Origin of the sequence: Enterococcus sp. DIV1375a (assembly GCF_051712205.1) — a bacterium.
Lineage (GTDB): Bacteria > Bacillota > Bacilli > Lactobacillales > Enterococcaceae > Enterococcus > Enterococcus faecalis.
On sequence record NZ_JBIOOM010000001.1, the window covers coordinates 1,683,565 to 1,705,709 of the forward strand.

Here is a 22,145-nt window from a genome sequence, read left to right on the forward strand (position 1 = left end):
TTTTTAAATCACCTGTAAATTCTGCTTTTTCTTCGTTTGCTGATAGGTTTTCAAAACATTGGTTCGCACGCCTTGTTTCGCTAAATAAGTAAGGGCTTGTTGACGCTGGGCCTCATCACCAGAAAGCACCACAATTAAATGACCAATAGGAACGTTTTGAACAATTTCGACATTGCCATAAAGGATATTCGTATACACCTGATATTGGCTATACAATTGTGCAATTAATGGCTCGTTCGTTTGATCTCCCACATAAGAAAATTCAATTAATTCTTGATTTTTATCTAAATCAGCTAATTTAGGATGTTCAAGAATCGTGGTTAATGCTTGGTCAATATGAGTTGCTGTCCGAATAAAATCTTTGGTTAAAGGTTGTTGGGGTTGACTAAAAATCGAAACAATATCGTTTGATTCGACAACGCAGCCATTTTCCATCACCGCGACTTTATTACAAATTTCTTTAACCACTTGCATTTCATGGGTGATTAAGACAATCGTCAAGTTCAGTTCTTGATTTAACTTTTTTAACAAAGCTAAAATCTGTCCTGTTGTTTTTGGATCTAACGCACTCGTCGCTTCATCACAAAGTAAAATTTCAGGATCATTTGCTAAAGCGCGGGCAATCGCAACCCGCTGTTTTTGCCCTCCTGATAGTTGACTGGGATAAGCATCCCGTTTTTCACTTAGTCCAACTAGCTCTAATAAATGGCTGATTTTTTGACGCCGTTCACTTTTACTTAGCCCAGAATATTTTAATGAAAAATCGATATTACTAAATATGGTCCGCTCTTTCATCAAATTAAAATGTTGAAAAATCATTCCAATCTTTTTTCGTTGTTGTCGTAATTCCTTTTTAGAAAAAGTTAAAATATTTTCTTTGTTAATAATAACGGTGCCCGCTGTTGGTCGTTGCAATAAATTAATTACCCGTACTAACGTACTTTTTCCAGCACCGGAATACCCAACGATTCCGTAGATATCCCCTTTATCAATCGTCAAAGAAACATCTTGGACAGCCTGAATTTCTTGTTTTTTTTGTTGAAATGTCACACTGATATTTTTTAGTTCAATCATTCTTTATCCCCCTTCATTCTTACCAACCTGCATTTTTTCATAAAAAAGAAAAAAGCATCCTCAACGACACAACTCGAGTTGTATCGTTGAGGACGCTTTTTTGCGTGTTACCACCTCATGTTCAGAATTTGCTCACACAAATTCCCTTTTCAAGTACGGAACAATATGTTCGATACCCTAGCTCGATAACGGGAGCCCCCGTCGCCGCCTTGTGTTTAACACTCGGAGCGCTTGCTCAATAGCCATTTTCCAAAACGTCTTTGTCACCTATTCTCAGCTACCTAGGCTCTCTGTTAGACAAATAAAGTCTTGTACTTACTATATCACTGCTTTTTTATTTCTATTCATTCTAAACTGATTTTCTTTTATTTTCAAAATCAAACAGACTAGAGTTAATGTTCTCTTCGAACATCTTGTACTGTTCATCACTTACAAAGGCCATACTGCGTCGAGTAACCGCAGACAGCATCTACTCTGTCGCTTCGCGCCAGTCGTAGTGATTCGTGCAAATGACACAACTTGCCCTTCGGTCACCTTGTACTGTTCATCATCTACTCTGTCGCTTCGCGCCAGTCGTAGTGATTCGTGCAAATGACACAACTTGCCCTTCGGTCACCTTGTACTGTTCATCATCTACTCTGTCGCTTCGCGCCAGTCGTAGTGATTCACAGCAAAAAGCCCTTCACTAGCATTTTGCTAGTAAAGGGCGAATGATTCGCGGTACCACCTTTTTTCGAAATATAACTGATTCTTTATATCTCATCTCTTATCCAAGTCTTTATTAACTTGGTGCACATGGTAACGGGTGCTTAGCCGAAATTGCTTACTTATCAGCAATTTATTCTCAGAGGCCATCTTCAACTTTTCTGAACCTTGTCCCTTTTCACCAATCAGGACTCTCTTTTGAAGGTCATCAAAATTTACTCTTCTCTTCAACGAATGAATAGTTATCTGTGATGTTGATTTACACTTTACTAGAGAAAAAAGAGATTGTCAACAGTTTTTCTTAGAAAAAAATCATTTTTCTTTTTTTACGAAAGAGCAATTGACAAACTTTCGTCTATACGTTATTCTATTTCTTGTGCACGAGATTTGTACGATTTTTCAAAAGGAACTTTGACGATTACTCGTCGCAGTGTAGCCTTTGAAAGTGAACTCTATGGGTTTCACTTCGTTGCAATCCTCGAGTTAGTTTAGCCTTTGAAAGTGCCGCCTTAGCTCAGTTGGTAGAGCACCACCATGGTAAGGTGGGGGTCGCCGGTTCAAGCCCGGCAGGTGGCTTTTTGGTAAAATCCCAACTCTTTAATAAAGAGTTGGGATTTTTTTGTTTTGCCTATCCTTAGTGTTCTGTCAGGATGAGAAAATAACAAAAGCAATTTCTTCATTCCACTCGTTATGGTATATTTTAATTGTTAAATAATTATTGGAGTGGAGTACAATGATGAAACAATTACCTACAAAATCAAAAAAAATTGATTTAAAGAATTGGTGTATTGAAAATAAAACCTATCTTCTATTGATCATTTTAATTTATCAAGTGGCAGTTTTATCCATCGGCATTATCAATTTCCCTTATTTAGATGATAATGCTCGCCAAGTCGCTGGAATGACAGATTTTGGTACGACTTACGCACGTTGGGGCAGTGAATTTCTCTCATGGTTTGTTCAAGGAAGTCGTCATTTGACAGATCTGGGCTTGACCACACCGATTCTGACAGGTCTTATCTTATCTCTCACAAGCATACTAGCTATTTATATCATCAATGACCAAAAAATTAGTTGGGGTTCCTCTTTAGTAGCTACTTTAATTGGCCTCAATCCTTGGTTCCTCCAATGTCTTAGTTTCAGGTTTGATAGTCCCTATATGGCATTGAGTATTTTTTGTTCGTTTCTTCCTTTTTATTGGTGGCAGTGTAATTCTTTTACGTTTTTCTTGGTTTCTTTCTTTTCACTGTTTGTTATGTTTAATACTTACCAAGCCTCGTCAGGAATTTATATAGTTATGGTCTTATTCCTTACTTTCAAGCAGTTACTTGCTGGAGAAAATTTCATTGCTCTTTGTAAAAAAGTCGCACTTGCTGCTATCGCTTATCTACTTTCTATAGTCAGCTACCTTATCGAGTTAAAATTTGTACCTTCCGCAACAAACAACATTGGGGGCAGTCAGGCCTTACCAAGTTTGCACGATATTCCCAGTGTGGCTTATCAAAATAGTTACCATTATTTTTCAGAGCTATTGAACCAAAGTAATCGTTTATGGCTTTTATTACTGCTCCTACTGCTTGTTTTATTTTTTATTAGTCATCTATCAAATAGCAAAATCAACTTGGGCTTAAGTTTCCTTTATTGTATCTTGTATTTAGGACTTGCTTCTCTCTTAAGTTTTGGTATTTTTATTGTCTATTCAAGAAATATCGCAGGTGATGCGCCTCGCTATATTTACGGATTTGCTGTTTTCGTTACAATCAGCATGTTAAGTTTATTTAACAATCGACAAGTGAAAGCAATTTATCTAACTTCGTTACTTGTGGCCAGCTTGTTTTCTTATTATATTTTATCGTTTGTTTTGGTGTATTCTTCCACATTAAACTATCAAAAAGAAGCATTCAATCGCCAAGAAGCTGTTTTAACAGATGATTTAAAAAATGTTGTAACAAACGAACGAAAAAAAGTTTATTTAAATACGTTTTTCAAAAATTCAACTGTTTATGCTAATACAAGTCGAAACTACCCAATTCTTTCAAAGATTGTGCCACCAAATGACGGTCTATACTTCCCTAATTACGTTTGGTTCAATACTTCATCGAATTTAGGAGTAGAGATGGCACCACTGACCGATACGGATATGTCTAAAAATCAAAAAGTAGTAAGTAATCACTTTTATGACATTTATACAAACAACAAAGAAATATTTGTGTTTATGAAATAATTTGTTCCATCCAAAAACACTTCTTTTGCAATAAACGTGACTGTATGGTTTGATTAAGATGGATTAAGTATTCTTTTCGGGTACATTTATTACTTCCTGAAACTTGTTTATTTCCCATTTTTCTTATGAAGTAACAAAATTTTTGAGAAAAAACAGCTCGTTTTCTATGTTATGATAGAGAAGTGAAAATCACCAGAAAGGTTGTTGCGGACTATGAGAACTCGTCAGAAAAAATTATTTTTATTTTCAATGATTTTATGGTTAGTTGAATTTTTAATTACACGGATTTCTGATTCTTTTCCAGGAGCAACGCCATTGTTCGTTGTGATTTGCTTGATTCAAGGAATTCTTTTTACTTATTTCTGTCTTGCTTTTTTCTATTATCCGCAATAATCAGTCAAGAAAAGCAATTAGAGCAGATTCAGCAAATTTCTGAAACCGAAAAAATGGCACGTCCTCGCTTTTAGGACGTGCCATTTTTTAAAGCATTATTTGTGTAAATGCCGTTCGTATCGCCTGTTGAACATTTTGAACAGCATCGATTTGATGGCCTTTTGCTTCAGTCAATTCTTTTTCAATATATTCAGGATAATAGGTTGCCAAATAACCCAAGACCCAGATAGTTGGATTTGAAATAACCGTCTCTGCTAATGGATACAAATAGGCAAGATGCAATCGAATTTCTTCTTCCAAATGCTGTAGCATAATTGGATCATCATTTTCTAAACGATTCCTAAGTTCAGTACAAATTTCGGAATAGATCGGCGTATTTAACGGTCCATTTTTTCCTTCTAGTAAGACTGTCTGAGGCTGATTGTCATACCAAAGAAAGGTCAGTGGTTCTGAAAATTGCAACAGTGCTAATTCTTCAATGAACCATTCCCGAGCAAAATAACTAAGTGCTTGGTTCATAACTAAATCTTTTGCGACTTCCACAAATACTGGTTTAGGCAAATATAAACTGGTTTTAATGTTTGCTAATTGTTGATAAACGGGCAATTGATCGCTTACTAACAAGTTCCTTTTAATTGCTTGAATTTGCTGCGTTTCTAATTGTTGATACGCCTCTTCCACTTGCATTAATTGCTGTTCTAACGTTTTTTGTTGTGCTAGCGTTATTTTTTTAGTTTGAAGTAGTTGCTTCAATAAAATATATCCTTCAATAAAGCGACGGCTCTGACTATAAATTTGCATATAAATTGCCGCTGTTTCAAGGTTCTCAAAATAAGACTCTTGGAACGCTTCTGCCAATGCTAGTGCTTCGTCAGCTTCGCCCATTTCCAACAATAATTGGACAATTTTTTGATTTACTGGCGGCGTTTGTTGTAGCTGATAGGCTTGTTGAAAATTTTCTAAAGCGGCGATCTGATTATGTTCTACAAGTGCTTCTTCTCCTTGCGCAATAAAACGTTCATAGTTTTTGGGAAATTCATGAATGGTACTCATATCTAACCTCCTTTATTTCTTATTTAAAGCAGATGAGCCTGGGACAAAAATCCCTTTGGATTTTTGCTCCAGGCTCAAAACCTGATAAACAGCGGGAACAGAACCAACACTACGCGTTGCTCGGAGCTATACACTTCTGTCCCGACCTCGATTTTAACTATTCAAACGGACTTTTTTAGTAAAGATTACGAATAATAATTGCCGTTTCTAGGTCGCCCTCAGCGTTCATCTTCTCCGCCTTTTCTTCTAAACTATACCCAGCAAAACTTTCGTTTGTTAAAACATCTGCTACTGTAAATTTAGCAACTTTTTCAATACTGACCGCATCTGGGGCTACTTCTTGCACGCTATCCCAGCCTGTATCAATAAAGACCTTTGTATCTTCTGTAATCGCTTCGTTTGCTTCTAACGCCTGCATAATTTCTTTTAACTTTGCATACGTCATAACCTCGACTTGATTTTCCATTTAAACGCCTCACTTTGCCATTCCTTTTTAAGGATTAGGTTTTAATTTTAGACTTTTTCTTTAATTGTTTTTAATGCGTGATATAAGGCATATTTCATTGGTTTGGCTTTCCATTGGAAATTGCCCATTAATTCTTCGACATGACCGCCAAAGGATTGTTTGAATTTAAGAACCCCATCACTTCCATCAAAGACACCGTCAACGCCATAAAAATTATATTTGGGAATGTTATTTTCTACTGTGTAAGTTAACATTTTATGTTGAATTAAATACGGTGCATAGTATTGTTTATATTTTTCATACGTACCACTAAACAAGTAAACCACTTCTTGTGGATGAACAATGAATAAGGCGCCTGCTAAAATTTCAGGTTCATCTGATGTTTTCATTTCTTTAGCTTCGTCAATCCGTTTGCGCACGGTACGAACTTCATCTTCAAATTCACGTTTCTGGTTATTTTTTTTACGGCTTTTAGGATTGGCAATTAACGCTTCATTGACTTCGTTGAGCGTCTCTTGTAATTTGCGTAATTTCTCATGAAGATTTTCTAAATAAGTAGCAAAGTTTAGTTCCGCCACCATAAATTTCGCTCGTTCGCCAAACTCTTCATAAACAGCTTGGTAATAAGCTAAATCCTTATCTTCAAAATTACGCCGTGCACTTGTTTCTTCCGTTAATTTCTTAAAGAGAGGTAGCTCTTCGTAACGAAGTTCTCGGGTTGTTACTCCATATTCCCATGTTTTCTTGATGTCATATTTAGCATCTTTTCCATAAGATTTCCAAAGCTCTTCTTCTGTTAATCTAGTCATATCTTTGACAAACAGCCAACGTGGCGCGCCATCAAAATTGTGCACATCAAACCCTTGGTGTTCAAAACCAATTGATGTGAAATAGTCAAATGTTTCTTGATTGACCTTTTCAACTTCACTGCCATTAAAATCACGTAAACAAATTTGTTTATTTGGAGTAAAGGTTAAATAAAGGCCATCATTTTTTTTCACATATTTTTTTAAGCCTGTGAAAAAGGCTTCTACACATTTTTTATCTGTATAATCCATCAAAATCCCGCCGTCAATGTCGAAAGCATAACCAATTTTGACTTTTTTCTTGCTTAGGATACACGCAGCAATTAGTTGACCTTCTCGTTTGACGCCAACGTATTCACAACGCCAGCCACGTCGTTCCAATAAATGTTTCATTTCGGGTGTTTCTAAAAAGTTACCTGCAGGATGTGTCATTGCAAAGGTAGTAAATTCTTGTTCAGTTAATGTACTAAACTGATCCATATCAAACAACTCACAATCTTTTTTTGTTAAATAAATTAGCACTTTTCAGCTTAACCTACTTTTTGCTTTCTTTCAAACAAAGTTACCTCACTGGCTAATTCTTATTTTTCGGTTCTTATTAATTATATCTAATTTTGCTAAAATGCAAACAGTTTTCAACGGAAAAAAAGAATTTCTTTGGAATCTTTCATTTTTGACTGAATATCTTTCTTTTATAAAAAATATTTGAGCGTGGGACAAAAATCACTTTGGATTTTTGCTCCACGCTCAAAAACTTATGAGAACCCGTTAAACATCTCTCTCAGGTTCTTGATTTACTCAACAGTTACACTTTTGGCTAAGTTCCTTGGTTTATCAACATCGTAGCCTCTTTGTAAAGTTGCATAGTACGCTAATAATTGGCCTGGAACAATGCTAACTAAGGCAGAAAGTAACGGATGAACATCTGGAATAATCAGTTGGTCCTGTGGTTTTGCCAAGGATTCCAAGGCAATCACAATATTTCTTGCTCCACGACTTTCAACTTCCTTTAAATTGCCTCTTGTATGCGCTGCGACTTTGGCATCTGTCACAATCCCAATCACAGGTGTTCCTTCTTCAATTAAGGCAATCGTTCCATGCTTCAATTCACCTGCCGCAAAGCCTTCTGCTTGAATGTAGGAAATTTCTTTCAACTTCAAGGCCGCTTCCATCGACACATAATAGTCGACTCCTCGCCCGATATAGAAGGCATTTCGAGTATACGTCAGATAATCTTCCACTAAGGCTTTCATTTGTTGTTTTTCATCAATCAAGGTTTCCATGACAGCTGCTACCACGCTCAATTCGTGAGCCACATCAAATGAGACGGCTGCTAATGTTTGGCGTTCTTCGCCAATTGCTTTTGCTAAAATAGCTAAGACAGCGATTTGAGCAGTATAAGCCTTGGTGGAAGCGACAGCAATTTCTGGTCCTGCGTGTAATAACAAGGTATCGTCCGCTTCACGTGATAATGTTGAGCCAGCAACATTTGTTAATGTAAGTGATGGATGCCCTAATTCATTAACCTGTACCAGTACTTGGCGACTATCTGCCGTTTCACCACTTTGACTTAAGAAAATGAAGAACGGTTTTTCAGATAAAATAGGCATGTTGTAGCCAAATTCGCTTGATAAATGAACTTCCACAGGAATACTGGCAATCGTTTCAATTAAAGATTTTCCGACCCAACCTGCATTATAACTTGTTCCACAAGCAATAATGTAAATTCGATCACATTGATTAATTTTTCCAAGTAACGCCTCATCTAAAGTCACTTTTTCACCTTGAGTATACGCTTGAACAATTTTGCGCATCACTGCAGGTTGTTCATCAATTTCTTTGAGCATATAAAACGGATATGTTCCTTTTTCAATGTCATTTAAATCTAATTGCGCTTCAAAAGGTTCTCGGTTGATTACTTGTCCTTCTGGCGTTTCGATTACTACTTTGTCCGCTGTAACAGTTACAATTTCACCATCAACAATCTCAACAAATTGATTGGTTTCTTTAATCATCGCCATCGCGTCACTACAAATAACATTAAAGCCTTCACCTAGACCGATAAGTAACGGGCTTTTATTTTTCGCTACGTAGATAGTATTGGGGTCCATTTTATCCATTAAAGCAAAAGCGTATGAACCTTTAATTTCGGCTAAAGCCGCTTTAAAAGCATCTTTTGTTGAAAAACCATTTTCAGCAAAATGAGCAATTAATTGAACGACGATTTCAGTATCTGTATCACCAATTAAGTGAGCACCACTTAAAAATTGTTCTTTTAATTCTTCAAAGTTTTCAATGACACCATTATGCACTAATGCAAAGCGTTGATCGCTTGAAACATGGGGATGTGCATTGGCGACAGTTGGTTCGCCATGAGTGGCCCAACGAGTATGACCAATACCAACTGTTCCATCGATTTCTGGCGTTAATTTTGCTGCTAAATCGGCAATGCCCCCAACTGCCTTAACTACATGGGGCTGTTGGCTTTGATCATTCACACAAATCCCAGCAGAATCATAACCTCTATATTCCAATTTTGTTAATCCTTGAATCAAACTTTCCGTGACATTTTCTTTCCCAATCATTCCGACAATTCCACACATAATGCTAATTCCTACTTTCCAATTGAAATTCTGTATTTACTAGGTCCTGTTTAACTAGCAAATCCCATTATATGTTTCTACCTGCGTGATAACCGCTTTGTTCTAACTTCACAATTAGTTTTTCTTTGTTATCTGTAGAGTGCAGTCCCTAGAGCCACCCGCCGAATCTTCGATAAGCTCTCTCCTCGTCACCTGAACGTTCAGGTCTGGCGCTATCCAATATTGGTCTATATACCTCCTTTGCAAATATATTCCGTAGAAACATAAACAATAATACAATTAAAAGTAGGTGCTTGTCAACAAAAATCTAAAAAACTAAAATTGGTCTAGTTCTTTAAAGTTGTAAAAAAAGAATCTAGTAAACTCATAGTAAGAGAAAGTACTAGATTCTTAATAATAAAAAAATATCCGTTCTATTTATAGAACCTTATCAATTTGTTATTTATTGGAATGGATTATAAAACCGTCCACCATTCACATGGAACAACCAGAAACTGATTCCTAATAAGCACAAGGCAAGTATCATTACCGAAAAATCACGCAGATGAAAAGGTTGTTGCGCATACCACGTTCGATTTTTCTTTTGACCAAAACGCCTTAATTCCATAGCGGTACTCACAGTTTCAATTCGATCTAAACTAGATAGGATTAAGGGTAAAACGATTTGTGCTACGCCTTTGATTCGTTGGCCTAACCGTCCCTTTTTAGACATCTCATAACCTCGCGCTTGTTGTGCTAAAGAAATATTAAAAAAATCTTCTTGGATATCGGGAATATAACGAATAGCCAGCGCTACTGCATAACTAATCCGATAACTCACACCAATTCGATTCAAGCTGGAGGCAAATTCACTAGGATTTGTTGTTAATAAAAAGATTAATGCCAACGGAATCGTACAGAAATATTTTAAAACTAAATTAAATTCATAAAATAATTCTTCTTGTGTCAAAGTAAACCGTCCGATTCCTTCCCAAATCACGGTACGTGATTGATATAAATCAACCCCATATTCAGGTGCAAAAAGGTAAACCGTTAAGATATTTAACAAAGAAAAAATAGCAATAAATTTAATAACAAAAGATATTTGATGCCATTTAATATTTGATAATTTTAACAAAACAAGCGAAACCACAGACATTCCTAACAGATAACGAGTATCATACGTGGTCATACAAGCCACAGAGACAACGATTAAAAAGACTAATTTGCTTGTGCCGTTTAAGCGATGAATCCAGGTTGAATCAGGATGATAGCCTAACATTTGTCGTTCACTCATCCAAAACGCACCTCACGATCGTAAGCAACAAATTTTTCCGTAAATAGCAAGGGATTTTCCAAGCCTAACGCTTTAGCAAAGGTAAACAAGCTCGTTTCTTTTAAAGAAGCTGCTTGAATTAATTTTTCATCTGTTAAAACAGCAACTGGAGTCGCATCTGCTAGTAAACGTCCATCACAAACTACTAACGCACGTGTTGTATATTCCAACATTAAGTGCATATCGTGAGTGATCATTAAAATAGTCACACCTAAGCGGTTCAATTCTTCTAAAAATGTCATCATTTCTGTATAATGTTTAAAATCTTGCCCAGCTGTTGGTTCATCTAAAATTAATAATTCAGGTTCTAAAACTAAGATTGATGCAATAGTTACCCGTTTTTTCTGCCCAAAACTCAACGCAGAAATCGGCCAGTTCCGGAAGGGATACAGCCCACAAATATGTAAAATATTCGTCACACGTTCCTCAATTTCTGCTTGTGGCACATCTCGTAAAACTAATCCTAAAGCTACTTCTTCAAAAATCATTTTTTTAGAAATCATTTGATTGGGATTTTGCATCACATAACCAATTTTATCTGCACGTTCTTTGATTGAATAATTGGAAAAATCCTGGCCTTCCCATAAAATTTTGCCCGATTGAGGCGTGATGAACCCGCAAATTATTTTAGAAAGTGTAGACTTCCCGGCACCATTTTTTCCTACAATGCTGATCATTTCTCCATGATGAATAGTTACTGAGAAGTCATCTAACACTTTTTCACCGTGACGATCATATTGATAGGACACTTGTTCCAAACGTAATAGTTCAGCTCCTTTGACTGCACTAACTGAACTAGGTTGGACAGACCACTGTGTCATTTTGGACAAAACTGTTTCGCCTGATACTTCGGCTAATTTGTCTAAATGACTAACTTGTGTTAAATCAATCCCAGCATATTTCATGGCTGTAACGTACAAAGGTTCACGAATCCCTTGTTGGGTCAACGTATCTTGACGTAACAATTCATCTGGCGTTGTATCAGAAATAATTGCGCCCTCATTCATGACAATAATTCGATCAACTGATTCGCAAAGAACGTCCTCTAAGCGATGTTCTATTATTAAAACAGTCGCTTTTGTTTCTTGTTGAATGGTGTCAATCAAAGTCATTGTTTCTTGTCCCGCTCGTGGGTCAAGATTAGCCAAAGGTTCATCAAAAAGTAAAATTTTTGATTGGTTAATTAGAACGCCCGCCATAGATACACGTTGTTTTTGACCACCTGACAAATCTTGTGGACGGTGTTGCAATAACTGATTCAGCTCAACAATCTCGGACCATTTGTGGACCGCCTTTTTCATTTCTGCTTGTACAACTGCATCGTTTTCTAAAGCAAAAGCAATATCCTCAGCAACCGTTAAACCGATAAACTGCCCATCGGTATCTTGCAAAACAGTTCCTACATCAAAAGACAAATCAAATAGACTTGTTTCTTGGATATTTTTACCAGCAACCGTAGCTGTTCCTTGAATCTCACCTTCATAAATATTGGGAATTAACCCGTTGATACATTGCGCCAATGTTGATTTACCACTACCACTAGGCCCAACGATTAAAACCTTTTCTCCTTCATAGATGGTTAATTGAATCCCCTTTAATGTCGGTTCAGATTGGCTATGATATTGAAAGGAAAAATTATTAAAAGTAATGATTGGTTTTTTCATTCGGCCTCACCTCAGTTTCTCCATAAAAGAAAGGGTCTGAGCATTAGCAAAGTAATTACTAGGGCAGACTCCTAACCATTTAAATTATTTCGACAGTTTCTTAATCTTTTGATAAACTGCCTTTCTTTGTTCTTGTTGATGCATAAGCTTTCATCAACAATGTTCCAATAATCCCCACAGCGACAATATTTGAAACAGTCGCGAATACTCCTTGTGTAAACACTTTACTTGCGGGTTCACTATAAATCAAAATATCCAAGCTAGGCGCGATTAAGCCCCAAACGACGATATTGCCAAAGGCTTGGAAAATATTGAAACGCACCATGTCATTTGTTGTAAATTCACCATGTTGAAGATCCATTTTACGACCAGCGAAGCCAAAAATAATACCAATAATTCCTGAACAAATAATCCAGCTCCACCAAGCGCTACCATACGTGGTAAAATCTTTTAATGTGTGACCAATCAAACCAATTAGCCCTCCAGCTACTGGTCCAAAAACAACTGACATTAAAGCAAGAAATGGATACGACGTTTCTAAGTTCGTATTAGGAATCCCAGTTGGAATCACAACGAATCGACCTAAAATAACAAAAACTGCAGAGCCAATTCCAATTGCTACAATTGTCTTGACGGACATTTTTTCTTTCATTTCGCTCCTCCATTCTATAACTCCATTGATTTACAGCCGCTCCCTTCTTGATTTTATCGAATAAAAAAAGAAGATACACGGTGCATCTTACTTCTAAAATAGTACCCTTTTAACCGCTCTATGTCAATGATAGACGGAGCTTATTAGCTATTTTCTTTTTTTGATTTCCAACAAAGAAACCAGACACTTAACGCAAGCTAGCATTAAGTGTCTGGTTTCTAATTGGTTCTTATTCAACGCCGATTTCTGCACGTACTACTTCAGCAATTTTATCAACGTAATAATCAACTTTTTCTTGTGTTGGCGCTTCGGCCATCACACGTAACAATGGTTCTGTTCCAGAAGGACGAACTAAAATACGACCTTCGCCATTCATTTCTGCTTCTGCTTGTTCGACAACTGCTTTGATTGCTGGAACTTCCATTGCACCATTTTTATCTGTGACACGAATATTGACTAATTTTTGTGGATAAATCGTCACTTCATCCGCTAATTCAGATAATTTTTTGCCCGTTTGCTTCATAACATTCAACAATTGAATCCCTGAAAGCATGCCATCACCTGTTGTATTGTAGTCTAAAAAGATCATGTGACCAGATTGTTCGCCACCAAAATTGTAATCATTTTTACGCATTTCTTCTACAACATAACGATCACCCACTTGCGTTACCACATCTTTTAAGCCAATTTCTTCTACAGCTTTATGGAAACCTAGATTACTCATCACTGTTGTAACGATTGTATCTTTTTTCAAACGTTTTTTCTCAGCTAAATACTTGGCACAAATATACATGATTTTATCACCATCGATAATTCGTCCTAATTCATCGACCGCAATAATTCTATCGCCGTCGCCATCGAAAGCCAAACCAGCATCTGCGCCTTTTTCAACAACCATTTCTGCCAAAGCTTCAGGATGAGTGGAACCCACACCATCATTGATATTCAATCCATTAGGACTTGTTCCCATTGTATAGAAATCTGTCTCTAAATCCGCGAAGACACGATTGACTGCTGTTGCGGTTGCTCCGTTGGCAGCATCTAAACAAACAGTCATATCTGCTAAATCGCCAGGAATACTTTGAACTAAAAATTGCGAATATTTTAGTAAGCCTTCTGGAAATTCATCTAACGAGCCTAAGCCTTCTGCAGAAGGTCTTGGTAAGGTGTCTTCTTCTGCGTCTAACAATGCTTCAATTTCTGCTTCTTGATCGTCTACTAATTTGAAGCCGTCTGCCCCAAAAAACTTAATCCCATTGTCTTCCGCAGGATTATGTGAAGCTGAAATCATTACGCCAGCGGATGCTTTTTGTAAACGAGTAAGATATGCTACACCAGGTGTTGAAATCACCCCTAATTGGAAAACTTCAATCCCGACTGATAATAACCCAGCAATCAATGCTTGTTCCAACATCTCACCTGAAATACGTGTATCGCGGCCTACGAGAACACGAGGTTTTCTTGAACTATCTTCATGTTGACTCAACACATAACCACCGTAACGCCCTAATTTAAAAGCTAATTCAGGTGTTAACTCCTTATTTGCAATTCCTCTTACACCATCTGTTCCAAAATATTTACCCATTTTGATTCTCCTTAGTCACTTGATTCTCTGTATTTTCAGTTGAACCAGCAGTTGTACTTTCTACTGTTGATCCCTCACTTGTTGTTTCAGAAGTATTTGATTCTACTTGACTGGATGTACTTGGTTGTACTGCTTGGCTACCTGAGCCAACCGTTGTTGAACTTGCAGGTTCCCCTGAAGTTTCATTTGTATTTGATGACTGTTGTTGATTGTACACGGGGCTTAAAGAAACGTCAACCTCATCTGGTGTAACTACGTATTCTCCATTAACGGGAATAGTCACTGATTGTTTTGTTTCTTTGCGAATATCAGAAATATCTACCGGTACTTCAATTGATTCTAGCGTATCTAAAATTGATTGCGGGCCACTGACTCTAACTTGGTACGTTGATAAACTATAATTGTAATGAGCGATCCCAGCAGGTGGCGTACCTGTCATACTAACATTCAGTGGTACATCTTTCGTTGGCGCAGTTAAGCCTACTGTTACTTTGACTTGTGGTGCTGGATTTTCGATACTTAGGACTTGACCTTTAGCATCTAGCGCTTGGACATTTACCGTTTGTTTAATCGTATCAATTGTTTGTTTGGCACTTGAGACTGGCGCAATCACTTTGTCAATTGCTTTTGCTGTTTCTTCTCCAGTTGTTACTTCTACAGTTTTTGGATCTACAGAAATATTTTTTACTTTGTACCCTTCTTTTTCAATGTTATCAGAAAGTTGTGCTTCTACATCGAATTTTTTTGTTACTCTCTTTTCAATCGTTACAGTCACTGTTTTCGGTTCAATTTCAGCTGTAACAGCTGAACTTAGTCCCCGAACTGTCAAAGGCACTTCCGAAGTTCCTAATGGCAATTTGGTTAAGTCTGCGACCACTTGGAAATTTCGTGTGTCAGCATTTGATTCCATGTTTAATTGAATGCGGTTCGCACTACGTAAATGAACATTTACACTCTCTTCAAATCCAGAGACATAATATTTGTCTTTATCGTATTGGACTTGGACCGGAATATTATTCAGTGTTTCACTATACGTTTGGCTTGAACCTGAATTGGAGGGATTATTGCCTGTTGCATTGGCATTAAAAAATAACAACAATGCAAACAGCAATGAAAGCAAACCATTAAACCAGCTTTTTTGGGAGGCTTTTCTCATTTGCGTTTAACCCCCTTTGTTACATCATCGATAAAATGCTGTAAAGCACTTTTTTTATCTTCCGATGATTCCGAAATTAACTCCTTACGCAAAATTGTTAAATACTCTTCTTGCGTTAGGCCAGGAATTAATTCATTGTTCAACGTCAAACTAACGTCACCAGTTTCTTCAGAAACAACAATCGTAATGGCGTCACTGACTTCACTGATACCGACTGCGGCTCTATGGCGCGTTCCAAATTCTTTTGGAATTAAATTGCTTTCTGATAGCGGTAAATACGCACTAGCAACAGCAATTTTTTCATTTTTGATAATCACTGCACCATCATGTAGTGGTGTATTTGGAATGAAAATATTAATCAGTAATTCACCAGTAATATCGGCATCCAAATCAATACCTGTCTCAATGTATTCATCTAAACCAGTATTGCGCTCAATGGTTATCAAAGCACCAATTTTCCGTTTTGACATGTACTGAATGGCTTTGTCAAAGGCCTGAATAATACGCTCATCTTCTTGTTGCGCACCTTTATTCGGGCGGAAAAACGAACTTCTCCCTAGATGTTCCAGCCCTCTTCGCACTTCTGGTTGAAAAATAACAACCGCGGCGATTACACCATACATGATGACTTGATTCATTAACCAAGATAATGTATGTAGACCAATTATCTCACTTAGAATGCGGATAATGATAAAAACAGCGACACCTTTTAATAGTTGAACTGCTTTTGTTCCACGAACAAGCATGATTAATTTGTAAACGAGGTACCATACGACTAGGATATCTATGATATTGATAACAAAATCCTTAGATAAGAAATCCGTTGAGATGACTTGCTGCCAATAATTCAAATCTAATAATTGATTCAATTGAAACGACATCATACCCCTCACTTCTCTCTCAAGATTTCCTAACAAGTATACCACATTATTTTCTTTCATCACAGAACGCAAGCGGAAACATCAAAAAAATTTAGGAACTTTTTCAAATAACTTGAAATTTTTCATCAAAAAATCGCATTTCTAACTAAAAAACGTGTCCAAGCAAAAAGCTCAGACACGTTTTTTTGATTTCTATTTAATCTTGCTCACGTTGTTTTCTCTTGGCTGCTCGTTCTGCGCGGCGGGCAGCCCTTCTTGCTTCCGCTTCCGGATCAACTACGCGTTCCTTTTTCACTCGTGGCTTCTCGTTCTCTGGCGCAGTTATTTCTGGTTCACTTTGTTTTTCAAGTTTTGCTCGAATTTTTTCTTCTTGACCAGCTAAACGAGCATAATTATAGAACCGTCTCTTAGCATCATTAATTGTTTTATTAAATAACAATTCCGCTGTATCTGGTTGACTAGATTCTAAGGATGCAAAGCGAACTTGTTGGCGCATAAACTCTTTCATTAATGAAAAATCTGGTTTTTTGAAATCCAATGTCATTGGTTCTTTGCCCTTTTCTCGCAATAATGGATTATAGCGATATAAAGACCAGTAACCTGAATGAACTGCATCTTTCGCTTCTTTCAACGTTTGACTCATCCCACCTGCTAAACCATGTGTAATACATGGTGTATAAGCAATAATAATCGATGGTCCAGGGAATTTTTCTGCTTCTTCAAAAGCTTTAATCGTCTGCATTTGGTTTGCACCTGAGGCAATTTGAGCGACATAGACATTTTCATAAGTCATTGCCATCATCCCTAAATCTTTTTTAGAAGCATATTTCCCACTGGCAGCAAATTTCGCAATCGCTGATGCAGGAGTTGCTTTGGAAGTTTGGCCACCTGTGTTGGAATAGACTTCATTATCTAGAACTAACATATTTACATCCGCGCCACTGGCTAACACGTGGTCAATCCCGCCGTAGCCAATATCGTAGGCCCAGCCGTCCCCACCAATCATCCACTGACTTGGTTTGACAAAAAGATCTTGATCGTCATAAATTGCTTCCAATAAAGGTTGATTCGTTTTTTCTTCAAGCAAAGCTGCACGTAATTTAGCTGCACGTTGTTGCGTACCTTCACTTTCGGACAGATGTGCTATCCAATCTTCCATCAATAGACGCAATGAGTCACTGGCTACAGAAAAAGCTTTGGTCATTTTACTAGCTAAACGTTCGCGACGCGCTTGCGTTGCTAACAACATGCCGTAACCAAACTCGGCATTATCCTCTAAAAGAGAATTTGACCAGGCTGGACCTTGTCCTTGTTCATTCGTAGTGTAAGGTGTCACACCCGCTGCAGCACCCCAAATCGATGAGCAACCTGTGGCATTAGCAATCAGCATTCGGTCACCAAACATTTGCGTCAATAATTTAACATAAGGCGTTTCGCCGCAACCAGAACAAGCACCAGAAAACTCTAATAAAGGTTTATTAAATTGTGAACCTAAAACAGTATTCGGTTTTGCTGGGTTTTCCTTTTGACGTAACGTCATAGCAAACGCCCAGTTCATAGCCTGCTCTTTTTCTTCTTCATAAGGTTTCATTACTAAAGCTTTGCCTTTAGCTGGACAGGCTTCAACACAAAGACCACAGCCAGTACAATCTTTGACTGAGACTTGGATACGATACTTCAAGCCGTCGGCACCACGTAGATCACGCACAATGAATCCTTCTGGAGCTTCAGTCATTTCTTCTTCATCGGCTAAGAATGGTCGTATCGCCGCATGGGGACATACAAAGGCACACTCATTACACATGGTACATCGATCGCTAATCCATTCAGGTACTTCTAATGCCACCCCACGTTTTTCAACTGCCGCAGTTCCCAAAGGCATCCGCCCATCTGTCATCCCATTTTTCGCTAGTGTCGCAACAGATAACGCATTGCCTTCTTGACGATTAATCGGTTCAACAATTTCATGAACAAAATCACTAACATTTTCTGAACGTTTTCGCGGTTGAACTTCAAGCGTTCTCCACTCTTCTGGAACAGGTACCTGATGCAACAATTCAACGGTCTTATCGATTGCTTGAATATTTTTTTCGACAACTTTCATGGACTTATGACCATAACTTTTCAGTGCTTCTTCTTTTAAAATTGGTAACACTTGCTCAAAAGGCATGATTTCCGCTAATTTGAAGAAAGCTGTTTCCATTGCGGTATTAATTCGGCCGCCTAGTCCGACTTCACTAGCTAATTTTACTGCATTGATTGTATAAAACTGAATCTCATTTTCAGCTAGATACCGTTTTAATTGATTTGGTAAAAATCGTGCTAGTTGTTCATCATTCCAAATGGTATTTAAGAGGAAAGTACCGCCTTTTTTTAACCCTTTTACTAAATCATAGGTATGCAAATAAGCGGCTGTATGACAGGCTACAAAATCAGAATGTTCAATGAGGTACGTTGAACGAATAGGCGTCTCGCCAAAACGTAAATGAGAAACGGTCAACCCGCCTGATTTTTTTGAATCATAATAGAAAAAGCCTTGCGCAAACTTGTCTGTATGATCACCGATAATCTTAATTGCTGACTTGTTCGCCCCTACTGTGCCATCAGAACCAAAGCCCCAAAATTTAGCTTGATAGGTTTTCGGATTCGTCAAATCAAGTGGTTTGCCAACTTCTAATGAAGTATAAGTTAAATCATCATCAATCCCAATTGTAAAACGCTTCTTCATGGCAGAACGTTCTTTCATTAATTCATCAAAAACCGCAACAATCTGATTTGGCAGTACATCTTTAGAACCTAAACCATAGCGCCCACCAATAATTGTTGGGCGAATGTCCGCTTCATACATCGCACTTTGAACATCCAATAATAACGGTTCACCACCAGCACCAGGCTCTTTCGTCCGATCCAAAACAGCAATTGCTTTAACTGATTGTGGTATTTTTTCGAGAAATGTTTCAACTGGAAATGGTCGATAAAGATGGACATTAAGGAAACCAACTTTTCTTCCTTGTTCTTGTAAATAATCAACAGTCTGTTCAATTGTTTGCGCAACTGAACCCATTGTAACGATCACTTCTTCTGCATCTTCTGCGCCATAATACGTCACCAAATCATAATTGGTTCCCCGTAACCGGTTTATTTCTGTCATATATTTTTGAACAATACCAGGTAATTTTTCATAATAAGGATTTATTGTTTCTCGTTGTTGAAAGTGAATATCTGGATTTTGGTTCATTCCACTAACGGAAGGGTGATTCGGGTTCATGCTTCGACGACGAAATTCGGCTAATTTCTCTTGATTCACTAAGGGTGCTAATTCTTCATAGTCAAGAACTGCCACTTTTTGAATTTCATGACTTGTTCTAAAGCCATCAAAAAAGTTCATAAATGGAACACTCGCTTCAATCGAAGCCAAGTGAGCCACTGGTGCCAAATCCATCACTTCTTGTACACTGCTTTCTGACAACATAGCAAAGCCTGTTTGGCGTGCGGCCATTACGTCTCCTTGATCACCAAAAATATTTAAAGCATTCGTAGTTAAAGCTCGGCTCGCCACATGAAAAACAGATGGTAATAGTTCTCCAGCTATTTTGTACATATTAGGAATCATTAAAAGTAACCCTTGTGAAGCCGTATAGGTCGTGGTAAGCGCGCCTGTTTTTAAAGAGCCATGGACCACCCCGGCAGCACCAGCTTCCGATTGCATTTCGACTACTTTCACAGGTTGACCAAAGATATTTTTCTTACCTTCGGCCGACCACTGATCAACAAGCTCAGCCATTGTTGAACTTGGTGTTATTGGATAAATGGCTGCTAATTCTGTAAAGGCGTAGGAAATATAAGCTGCTGCAGCATTCCCATCCATTGTTTTCATTTTCCGCATGTTTTTCTCATCCTTTATATCTAAAAAATAGAATAGTTGCACGCATATTCTTGTTTATTATAGCGGAATTTCACAAATTATGAAAGATTTTGTCAATTTTTTTGCTTAAAAATAAAAGAGAAATTGAGAAAAAACCACTTTATCCCCTATAAACAAACTATTTCACTGAATTAAAATTACTTTATTTTGTGAAATAGAAATTATCTATTCGTTCACAAACTAAAGAATGAAAGAGGGAGATAAGCGTTTCGACTTATCTCCCTCTTTCTAAACATTAAGATTATTAAAAGTAACGGCTTTTAGTACAACTCCAAATATTGTTCTCTTTCCCATTCAGAAACGGTTTGACGGAAGGCTGCCCATTCCATTCGTTTTGCTTCTACAAAATTGGCAAAAATGTGACGACCTAATGCATCAATCATTACTTGATCTTTACGTAATTCTTTGATGGCATTGTGTAAGGTTGATGGCAAATCTTCAATTTGTGCATGTTGACGTTCTTCCTCATTCATCACATAAATGTTACGATCAACTGCTGGCGGTGGCGTAAGTTCATTACGAATACCATCCAAACCTGCTTGTAATAAGACAGCCATTGTTAAATACGGATTCGCTGAAGGATCGACAGAACGTAACTCTAAACGAGTCGATAAACCACGAGACTCAGGAACTCGAATGAGTGGTGAACGATTTCTGCCGCTCCAAGCTACATAAACAGGTGCTTCATAACCTGGTACCAAGCGTTTATAAGAGTTCACTGTTGGGTTACATACCGCAGTATAGGCACGGGCATGTTTTAATAAACCACCTAAGAAATGATACGCAGTTTGGCTTAAGCCCATCTCTCCTGACTCGTCATAAAAAACATTACCTTCTTCATTAAATAATGACATATTGCAGTGCATACCAGAACCATTAATTCCAAACAAAGGTTTTGGCATAAATGTTGCATGCAAGCCATGTTTGCGCGCAATAGTTTTCACAACTAATTTGAACGTTTGAATATTGTCGCAAGCATCAACTACATCAGCATATTTAAAGTCAATTTCATGTTGACCAGGTGCTACTTCATGATGCGAAGCTTCCACTTCAAAGCCTAAACTTTCTAACTCTAAAACAATATCACGGCGACAATTTTCACCTAAATCGGTTGGCGCAAAATCAAAATAGCCACCTTTATCATTCAAATCAGTGGTAATTTCACCATTCTCATCTAATTTAAATAGAAAAAATTCTGGTTCTGGTCCTAAGTTAAAAGAAGTAAAGCCTAATTCTTTCATATCTGCTAAGGCGCGTTTTAAATTACCGCGGGGATCTCCAGCAAAAGGGGTACCATCAGGATTGTAAATATCGCAAATTAAGCGCGCAACTTTTCCATGGTCGCTTTCCCACGGAAAAATCATCCATGTAGATAGATCAGGGTATAAATACATGTCACTTTCTTCGATACGAACGAATCCTTCAATGGATGACCCATCAAACATCATTTTATTATCTAATACTTTATCTAGCTGACTCACAGGAACTTCAACATTTTTAATTGTTCCCATAATGTCGGTAAACATTAGTCGTAAAAAACGTACGTTTTCTTCTTCTGCAATATGTTTAATCTCTTCTGCCGTTTTGGCTTTTCTTGTCATCGGTCTGATCCCCATCCTTCATTTTTATTGGCTGCTGAAACG

The 22,145-nt window shown here is 37.6% G+C and carries 15 protein-coding genes, 1 tRNA gene and 2 other annotated features; of the genes, 3 read left to right on the plus strand and 13 right to left on the minus strand.

What is annotated here, in order from left to right:
• Positions 1-3 precede the first annotated feature (3 nt).
• Entirely contained in the window at positions 4-1,074 is a 1,071-nt protein-coding gene (locus IGJ63_RS08320) for a methionine ABC transporter ATP-binding protein (RefSeq protein ID WP_010713268.1), read from the minus strand.
• A gap of 85 nt (positions 1,075-1,159) precedes the next feature.
• Positions 1,160-1,410 (minus strand) — a binding site (T-box leader).
• Between the two features lie 363 nt (positions 1,411-1,773).
• Positions 1,774-2,019, minus strand: a binding site (T-box leader).
• Positions 2,020-2,282: 263 nt separating this feature from the next.
• Here IGJ63_RS08320 and IGJ63_RS08325 point away from each other — a divergent pair.
• The 3 genes from IGJ63_RS08325 to IGJ63_RS08335 all read left to right on the plus strand — a co-directional run bounded on the left by IGJ63_RS08325 (position 2,283) and on the right by IGJ63_RS08335 (position 4,396).
• A tRNA-Thr gene (locus tag IGJ63_RS08325) sits at positions 2,283-2,355 on the plus strand.
• A 157-nt stretch (positions 2,356-2,512) separates the two neighbouring features.
• Entirely contained in the window at positions 2,513-4,003 is a 1,491-nt protein-coding gene (locus tag IGJ63_RS08330; protein WP_438746253.1) for a glucosyltransferase domain-containing protein, read from the plus strand.
• A gap of 213 nt (positions 4,004-4,216) precedes the next feature.
• Entirely contained in the window at positions 4,217-4,396 is a 180-nt protein-coding gene (locus IGJ63_RS08335) for a hypothetical protein (RefSeq protein WP_002383739.1), read from the plus strand.
• A gap of 87 nt (positions 4,397-4,483) precedes the next feature.
• Here the strand turns inward: IGJ63_RS08335 and IGJ63_RS08340 are convergent, their stop codons facing one another.
• From IGJ63_RS08340 to glnA, 12 genes are all read right to left on the minus strand, one after another.
• The gene (locus IGJ63_RS08340; protein ID WP_438746255.1) at positions 4,484-5,449 is read right to left on the minus strand and encodes a hypothetical protein; all 966 of its coding nucleotides are present in this window, start codon (positions 5,447-5,449) and stop codon (positions 4,484-4,486) included.
• 175 nt (positions 5,450-5,624) lie between these two features.
• Complete coding sequence (locus IGJ63_RS08345) at positions 5,625-5,915, minus strand: hypothetical protein (RefSeq protein WP_002419723.1); 291 nt, start codon at positions 5,913-5,915, stop codon at positions 5,625-5,627.
• Positions 5,916-5,962: 47 nt separating this feature from the next.
• Positions 5,963-7,243 (minus strand): aminoacyltransferase, encoded by a 1,281-nt coding sequence (locus tag IGJ63_RS08350; RefSeq protein ID WP_438746257.1) that lies wholly within the window; start codon positions 7,241-7,243, stop codon positions 5,963-5,965.
• A gap of 272 nt (positions 7,244-7,515) precedes the next feature.
• Positions 7,516-9,324, minus strand: coding sequence for a glutamine--fructose-6-phosphate transaminase (isomerizing) (gene glmS / locus IGJ63_RS08355; RefSeq protein ID WP_002419725.1), 1,809 nt, complete (start codon positions 9,322-9,324; stop codon positions 7,516-7,518).
• 442 nt (positions 9,325-9,766) lie between these two features.
• On the minus strand, positions 9,767-10,600 hold the full coding sequence (locus IGJ63_RS08360; protein ID WP_002356939.1) for an energy-coupling factor transporter transmembrane component T family protein: 834 nt from the start codon (positions 10,598-10,600) through the stop codon (positions 9,767-9,769).
• Positions 10,597-12,303: an ABC transporter ATP-binding protein gene (locus IGJ63_RS08365; protein ID WP_002419727.1), complete on the minus strand. Its 1,707-nt coding sequence runs from the start codon at positions 12,301-12,303 to the stop codon at positions 10,597-10,599. The genes IGJ63_RS08360 and IGJ63_RS08365 overlap by 4 nt, the downstream gene beginning before the upstream one ends.
• Positions 12,304-12,403: 100 nt before the next feature.
• Complete coding sequence (locus IGJ63_RS08370) at positions 12,404-12,955, minus strand: ECF-type riboflavin transporter substrate-binding protein (RefSeq protein ID WP_002356937.1); 552 nt, start codon at positions 12,953-12,955, stop codon at positions 12,404-12,406.
• A 229-nt stretch (positions 12,956-13,184) separates the two neighbouring features.
• Complete coding sequence (gene glmM, locus IGJ63_RS08375) at positions 13,185-14,540, minus strand: phosphoglucosamine mutase (RefSeq protein WP_002356936.1); 1,356 nt, start codon at positions 14,538-14,540, stop codon at positions 13,185-13,187.
• Positions 14,533-15,696: a CdaR family protein gene (locus IGJ63_RS08380; RefSeq protein WP_002374494.1), complete on the minus strand. Its 1,164-nt coding sequence runs from the start codon at positions 15,694-15,696 to the stop codon at positions 14,533-14,535. Before IGJ63_RS08380 ends, glmM begins: the two co-directional genes overlap by 8 nt.
• Entirely contained in the window at positions 15,693-16,577 is an 885-nt protein-coding gene (gene cdaA / locus IGJ63_RS08385; RefSeq protein ID WP_002389035.1) for a diadenylate cyclase CdaA, read from the minus strand. Before cdaA ends, IGJ63_RS08380 begins: the two co-directional genes overlap by 4 nt.
• A gap of 196 nt (positions 16,578-16,773) precedes the next feature.
• Complete coding sequence (gene nifJ / locus IGJ63_RS08390) at positions 16,774-20,505, minus strand: pyruvate:ferredoxin (flavodoxin) oxidoreductase (RefSeq protein ID WP_192445111.1); 3,732 nt, start codon at positions 20,503-20,505, stop codon at positions 16,774-16,776.
• A 257-nt stretch (positions 20,506-20,762) separates the two neighbouring features.
• Complete coding sequence (gene glnA, locus IGJ63_RS08395; protein WP_002356929.1) at positions 20,763-22,103, minus strand: type I glutamate--ammonia ligase; 1,341 nt, start codon at positions 22,101-22,103, stop codon at positions 20,763-20,765.
• Between the last annotated feature and the right edge of the window lie 42 nt (positions 22,104-22,145).

What these genes read in the sequence shown, in the direction of transcription:
- IGJ63_RS08320 (WP_010713268.1), bottom strand. Translation starts at nt 1,074, where the DNA reads ATGATTGAACTAAAAAATATCAGTGTGACATTTCAACAAAAAAAACAA.
- IGJ63_RS08330 (WP_438746253.1), top strand. Translation starts at nt 2,513, where the DNA reads ATGATGAAACAATTACCTACAAAATCAAAAAAAATTGATTTAAAGAAT.
- IGJ63_RS08335 (WP_002383739.1), top strand. Translation starts at nt 4,217, where the DNA reads ATGAGAACTCGTCAGAAAAAATTATTTTTATTTTCAATGATTTTATGG.
- IGJ63_RS08340 (WP_438746255.1), bottom strand. Translation starts at nt 5,449, where the DNA reads ATGAGTACCATTCATGAATTTCCCAAAAACTATGAACGTTTTATTGCG.
- IGJ63_RS08345 (WP_002419723.1), bottom strand. Translation starts at nt 5,915, where the DNA reads ATGGAAAATCAAGTCGAGGTTATGACGTATGCAAAGTTAAAAGAAATT.
- glmS (WP_002419725.1), bottom strand. Translation starts at nt 9,324, where the DNA reads ATGTGTGGAATTGTCGGAATGATTGGGAAAGAAAATGTCACGGAAAGT.
- IGJ63_RS08360 (WP_002356939.1), bottom strand. Translation starts at nt 10,600, where the DNA reads ATGAGTGAACGACAAATGTTAGGCTATCATCCTGATTCAACCTGGATT.
- IGJ63_RS08365 (WP_002419727.1), bottom strand. Translation starts at nt 12,303, where the DNA reads ATGAAAAAACCAATCATTACTTTTAATAATTTTTCCTTTCAATATCAT.
- IGJ63_RS08370 (WP_002356937.1), bottom strand. Translation starts at nt 12,955, where the DNA reads ATGAAAGAAAAAATGTCCGTCAAGACAATTGTAGCAATTGGAATTGGC.
- glmM (WP_002356936.1), bottom strand. Translation starts at nt 14,540, where the DNA reads ATGGGTAAATATTTTGGAACAGATGGTGTAAGAGGAATTGCAAATAAG.
- IGJ63_RS08380 (WP_002374494.1), bottom strand. Translation starts at nt 15,696, where the DNA reads ATGAGAAAAGCCTCCCAAAAAAGCTGGTTTAATGGTTTGCTTTCATTG.
- cdaA (WP_002389035.1), bottom strand. Translation starts at nt 16,577, where the DNA reads ATGTCGTTTCAATTGAATCAATTATTAGATTTGAATTATTGGCAGCAA.
- glnA (WP_002356929.1), bottom strand. Translation starts at nt 22,103, where the DNA reads ATGACAAGAAAAGCCAAAACGGCAGAAGAGATTAAACATATTGCAGAA.